Annotated in this window: 5 protein-coding genes; all 5 read right to left on the reverse strand. The window is 43.7% G+C overall.

What is annotated here, in order from left to right; translation table 11 throughout:
* Positions 1 to 219: 219 nt before the first annotated feature.
* On the reverse strand, positions 220 to 627 hold the full coding sequence (locus ACRCA4_RS07990; RefSeq protein WP_433186617.1) for a hypothetical protein: 408 nt from the start codon (positions 625 to 627) through the stop codon (positions 220 to 222).
* Positions 615 to 2,657, reverse strand: coding sequence for an RHS repeat-associated core domain-containing protein (locus tag ACRCA4_RS07995; RefSeq protein WP_433186620.1), 2,043 nt, complete (start codon positions 2,655 to 2,657; stop codon positions 615 to 617). The genes ACRCA4_RS07990 and ACRCA4_RS07995 overlap by 13 nt, the downstream gene beginning before the upstream one ends.
* 380 nt (positions 2,658 to 3,037) lie before the next feature.
* Positions 3,038 to 3,364 carry a hypothetical protein gene (locus ACRCA4_RS08000; RefSeq protein ID WP_433186623.1) on the reverse strand — a complete coding sequence of 109 codons (327 nt, stop codon included), beginning with the start codon at positions 3,362 to 3,364 and terminating at the stop codon, positions 3,038 to 3,040.
* A gap of 144 nt (positions 3,365 to 3,508) precedes the next feature.
* Complete coding sequence (locus ACRCA4_RS08005) at positions 3,509 to 4,123, reverse strand: hypothetical protein (RefSeq protein ID WP_433186626.1); 615 nt, start codon at positions 4,121 to 4,123, stop codon at positions 3,509 to 3,511.
* Positions 4,089 to 5,405, reverse strand: coding sequence for an RHS repeat domain-containing protein (locus tag ACRCA4_RS08010; protein WP_433186629.1), 1,317 nt, complete (start codon positions 5,403 to 5,405; stop codon positions 4,089 to 4,091). Before ACRCA4_RS08010 ends, ACRCA4_RS08005 begins: the two co-directional genes overlap by 35 nt.
* Between the last annotated feature and the right edge of the window lie 595 nt (positions 5,406 to 6,000).

Raw genomic sequence — 6,000 nt, forward strand, 5'->3', positions numbered from 1 at the left:
TCATCTTTTTGTTTTAGCTAGCAATTTTGTGGGGATACCTCAGAATCTGACCCCATTTATTTAATTTTAATCTGACCCCATTTATTTTGACCCCATTTATTCAAATCAATGACCGTGACCCCATTGTTCCCTTTTTACCCCAAAGTTCCTTTATAGCAAAAGGCAAGACCTGCCCCGTTGATTTTCGTGATCTTGCCCTGACCTGCTTCCAAAGCTTCTCTAATCGACAGAAACAATATCTATATCCTCAACTTTAGTAATTCTCCCGAAAAGCTTAATGTTATCCAAGCTTTCTGATTTATATGTCCCATATACAATTACAATATTATTAGATAAATACTGACGAGCTGCCTCAAAGTCTTCCTTAACAATGTCAATCTTCACAGACTCTTGAATATTGAACTCATCTCTACTCGCCTGACTAGGGAATAGTAAAACTTTCTGATAATTACCATAATCATAAAAAGCTATCCAACCACGCAACGCAATCTTTTTACCATCCAATTCAGGATGCATCGAAGCCAGAGTGTAAAAATTAACTTTAATATGCCCACTTTCTTTATCAGCTGATACTGATAAGGAAACCGACAAACATATTAATATAAAAAAGCTTTTTAGAAATTGCATGTAACACCGCATATCGTTGTTGCTCCACCGTTTCTCCATACATCTAGAGATATACCATCACCTGTATACGTTGGTCCTCTAGATACATACGCAGAGCGTGACTTAGACGCGTCTGCCCAATCTGTATCTGCACCTATTGTGTGACCGACGTTACTATTCCCATGCGTGTGCCATTTGGAGCTAGCACGCAACGAGCCATATTGAGAACCAGATAAATCAACTTGATTTGAGTAATGTTGAGTTACGACGTTACCTAAGAAAAACTTGTCCACAAGAGTTTCTCCAATCCAGATCTCGTTTTTAAAGATGTTAGCACCAAATTCAGTATCGTATTCGATTCCTAATGGATGCACCTTTTCGTGGTACCATGCTGCGGCAGCCTTTTCATTTGCAAAGCCTCCCTTTTTATTGATTCCTGCAATTTCCGTATTCAACGCATCCATTTTCTTCTCAATCTCTGCTCTTTGCTCTGGAGTTGTGTTTGCCTCTGTTGGTACGTGAGATCTTTGTTCATAGTGAGTTTTAATCTCTCTCAAAGACGCCGCAAAAGCCGCACTCGCCGCACCATTCACAAACTTGCCGCCAGTGACTTTGGAGATAGTACCACCGATAATTGCACTAACTGCAACCCGGCCATAAGGGTTACTGACCTTACCACCCAAACCACTAAAAGCCGCGCCAAAACCTGCGCTGAAAAAGCCATGGCCAAACTTACCACCTTGCAACACACTTAACGCGCCGCCGGCAACACCGGATGCCAAAGCCCCCGTTACCCCGCCTAAGTCACCCAAACCACCTATCATGCCGCCAACATAGGCAAAAGCACCGGCGCGCAGTGCGCCGCCTAAGCTGCCCGTTACCGCATAACTTTGTACTGCGGAATAAAGCGCGGTACACCAGCCCTGACAGCCTGGAATAAAGTTTAGCGCAACCATCACAATGCCGTTAAGTAGCGCATTATTAGCTAAAAACTTCATCGCAGCCGTGACACCAGTGGCTTTCATCAGTTTCTTGAAGAAATAGCCACTAGGGTCGGTATAGCTCATGGGGTTATTCAGCACATAGCTATAGCGATTGTAGTTTTGCAGGTTGCTTGGTGCCTGAATAAACGGGTCGGCTTGCATAAAGCGGCCCAGTATCGGGTTGTAGGTACGGCCGCCCATATGAATAACGTCAAAGTCGTTAATCATCTTATGGCCGGTGTAGCCTTTGCTGTCGCCCGGATTGCTGTAAGTGCTAAATAAGCTGTTGCTGCTTACGCTGTACTGCTTGCCCCAGGGGTCGTAGATAAACTGTTGCAGCAAGCTACCAGCTGCATTGGTTATGCTGGTGGTAGAACCCTGGCCGTCTTTGTGCAGGTAATACTCGTCATGGGCGTTATTGCTGCGCTTGGTAATTACCGCATTGCCAACATAAAACTTATGTTCGGTGACCGCTGTGGGTAAGCTTACCCGCTCGTATAAGCCGCCGATATATAAGGTGTCGGTGGTTTTGTTGTCGCGCACGTCGATACGGCGATACAGCTCGCGGTTAGGGCCATAAGTAAAGTCTGTACGGTTGGCGCCCTGGGTTACTCTGGCTGGCTTATCAAACGCCGTGTAAGTAAAGCTGCGCTTACCGTCGTTGGTGACATTGCCATTATTATCATAACTAAAGTTGTAATGGCGGGTGCCAGTGCAATTGCTACCTGACCATACACCGGTTAAACGGTTGGTTTTACTGCTGTCATAGCAATAATTACCGACATTGGTTTTAAAGGTCATATTGCCAAAATGATCGTAGCGGTAGCTTTCGTTCATTTTCAGCGCACCAGGTAAGCTAGTATAACCACTGCTGCCACTGACGGCGCTGATAGTGCGCGAGGTAACCCGATGTAATTCATCGTAGCCAAACACTTCGGTAAAGCCGGCACGGCTGCCGACGCTGCCAAAATTAAGCTGGCGTTGGGTAACATTGCCGACATAGTCGTAGTTGTAATCCACAGTTAATTTAACCAGCCCACCATGTTGGTACTCATGCTTAATAACCAAATCATCGGCCGGGTTTAGTGTCCAACTGGGGTATGTAAGTAAGTTCAGTCAGTTGAATAAATGGGGTCAGATCAAAATTAAGCTCTTGAATTTCGCCTGTTTAATATTGATCTGACCCCAATTATTTTAAAGCTTTTTAATTTTGATCTGACCCCATTTATCGCAAAACGCCCGGTACTGGCGCAAGCTGGCATGTTGCTTTTGTCACCGCTTATATCAACAAGTAGTATGCTTTTATCACCATGCACAAACACCCCGGCACCAATAATAGTGCGGCCTCTAAAGTACTCCGCGGCTTGCGTATCAGGCATATAAAGCGCTAGCGCTGCCGCAAAAGCCACTGCCCATTTTGTTACAGCTGGCATTTACGCAATATCCTTTTAATTGTGCACCGTAAAATACATCACGGTGTCTGACATAGATTGATCTACACAGTCGCGATAGGTTCTAAAACTCACGGTTTTCTGCATAGCAAAGGCCATCATCAACACGCTTAAATAGTCTTTCGCCATCGGGCGGGCCATGCTAAATGATAAATAATCACCGTTAGAACCATGGCAAGCCGGTTTATTCTGTACACCACCCACCGGGTAGATATAAACTAGGTTACCGCCTTCATACATTAGTATCTTATCAATCTTGGCAGTGGTATCGGCTTGCACACCGGCAGCGAATAACATTATTAAAGCCACTAAAAACGTTTTCATTTTCATCCTTTATCAACATGGCGAATGGCCAAAGCTGTAATCAATGACTCTGACCCCATTGATTTCTAATCAATGACTCTGACCCCATTGATTTCAAAGTTCTTCAAAAGGTAAGACCTGACTCCAAAGTTCCCCCAAAGTTCTTCAGTGCCGACCAATATAGCTAGAAATTCTCTCTGAGAACCTAGCTTCGAACACCTCTTCAAAAAAATTAGAACGATATTTCACAAACATTGAGAATTGCTCTGAAGCGGGGATAATATCTATTGGAAAAATGTATCTAATACAGGTAAAAACACTATTAGATAATTCAACATCATTCCCCAACAAGGCTGGGCTATCATTATACCTACAACCATCAAGCTTTGCGTATCGCCCTATTATCGCACCAATACTCTTGTACTTATTTCCTTTGTAAAGCAAAACCCCATCAATATCAAATTCAACGGATGCTGCAACTGATTTCACCACCAAATCTATAGACATATTATTGCCGAAAGAATCTCCATTTAAACCATTAACTAAACTCCTATCATACTCAAGAATAAATCTCTCTTTCACATTTACATAAGAAGAATTGTTAACTATGAATCCGACCTCAACAACTCTATCGGTGAACACGCCCTTGTTATGATACCAGCCATCTATTGAAGCATAACTACTAGACACTTTACTTTCAATTGCACAACCAGAAAGAAAAATTACCAGTAGCGAGATAAATAACTTAATTATTCTTAACGTTATTATAGTAATACTCATAATCCTTAACCCCTAACGCAACATAGTTTAATGCAATACCTGGTATTATAGTCATTTGGTTAGTGAAAAGACCACCAATCAACTGAGCATTACTTGACCATTGATGCATACCTATAGTTCTTTCAATGTGCCCAACAAAGACATCATGGAATATTGCGCCAGAATTAAATCCAGGTATAGAAGCTAATGCTCTCGATCCTGGGCCTCCTTCAGCAATGGATTTCCAGTGTGTATCATTTGGTGTTAAAGAGCCTACAATTTCACCAGCATTTGCTCTTAAACCAACACCGATATTATTGGAATCACTATCAACAACATCACAATAAACACAGTACTTTTCATCTACAATAGCTTTGTCACTAGGTTTAAACGTACCGTTTTTATTTGATGGCGTCTTATATGTTGGTTTGCTAGTGGTATACATTTCTATCGATATACTCAGGGACTGACTCAAAGCAGCCATGTTAGCTCCTTTTTTACAAGATCCGCCTGATGCGGCTCCTGCAGCACAGCCTCCTGCAGAGGATATTGCCATTCTTTTAAGAATGTCTTTATTAGATACTCCCATACCACTAATTGCACCGGAAGCTGCCCCTGTTGCTGCTCCAGAAATTGCTCCATTCACAGCGCCGCGAAGGCTACCTGTGGCCAGAGCGCCTCCGACAAATCCACCTGCAGCTCCTGCTATTGCTCCAGCAGTCATTGCACCTGCTGTTGAAAGCCCCGTCACAAAAGTCGACGTTGTACCCATGACTGTCATTGAAAACCCTTGGGTCATTCCCCAACCGGCGGCCCAACCTGACGCGGCCCCATAGGTTGCAACTGTAACAGCAATAGCAACAGCAGCTTTCCAATATTTCTTAACAAACTTTTTAAGCTTCTTAAAGAAATACCCACTCGGGTCGGTATAGCTCATGGGGTTATTCAGCACATAGCTATAGCGATTGTAGTTTTGCAGGTTGCTTGGTGCCTGAATAAACGGGTCGGCTTGCATAAAGCGGCCGAGTATCGGGTTATAGGTACGGCCGTTCATATGAATAACCTCAAAGTCATTCACCATATTGTGGCCGGTGTAGCCTTTACTGGTGCCGGGGTTGCTGTAAGTCGTGAATAAGCTGTTGCTGCTTACGCTATATTGCTTACCCCAAGGGTCGTAAATAAACTGCTGCAATACTGCGCCACTGCCATTAGTAATGCTAATGGTCGAGCCCTGATTGTCTTTATGCAGGTATAACTCGTCATGCACGCCGTTACTGCGTTTGGTAATAACGGTGTTACCCACATTAAACTTGTGCTCTACCACGCCAGATGGCAGCGTTACTCGCTCGTACAGGCCATCGATATAAAACGCATCGGTAGCTTGGCCGCTTCTAACATCGGTGCGCCGGTAAAGCTGGCGGTCAGTGCCATAAGCAAAGTCGGTGTAATTGCTGCCTTGCGTTAGCTGGCCCGACTGCCTGTTTCGTCGTCAGTTTGTTAAAGAGCAATGGCGTTTCATTTTAGAGATGAAGCCAATTTCTATTTCAGACTTATTAATAGCATTTAATTTTGTTCTGACCCCAGATATTTAATTAATAGCATTTAATTTTGTTCTGACCCTGAGGGATCCCCACGAATTTAGCTCCAACACAATCCATACTCTGCGGTTTTCTGCCTGAAGTAAAGAACGCCGGATAGCCAATGTTTCAAGGTTATCCGCAGTTCCCTCTGATGTATTAGTCTTGCCGCAATATAGCAGTAGCTTAGTACCTTGCGATGCCTAAGCCAAACCGGGTTGATTTTTGGTCGCGGAAGCTCTCTTCAATTTGCATACGTGATGTGTAACCGTTCACCACAGCTTGTACTTGGGAAGCGTTATTTATTGGCAATGACGTTGG

The organism is Rheinheimera sp. WS51 (assembly GCF_050936095.1).
Classification (GTDB): domain Bacteria; phylum Pseudomonadota; class Gammaproteobacteria; order Enterobacterales; family Alteromonadaceae; genus Alishewanella.

Excerpts from the sequence above, each read along its gene's own strand:
- ACRCA4_RS07990 (WP_433186617.1), bottom strand. The coding sequence starts at position 627 with ATGCAATTTCTAAAAAGCTTTTTTATATTAATATGTTTGTCGGTTTCC.
- ACRCA4_RS08000 (WP_433186623.1), bottom strand. The coding sequence starts at position 3,364 with ATGAAAACGTTTTTAGTGGCTTTAATAATGTTATTCGCTGCCGGTGTG.
- ACRCA4_RS08005 (WP_433186626.1), bottom strand. The coding sequence starts at position 4,123 with ATGAGTATTACTATAATAACGTTAAGAATAATTAAGTTATTTATCTCG.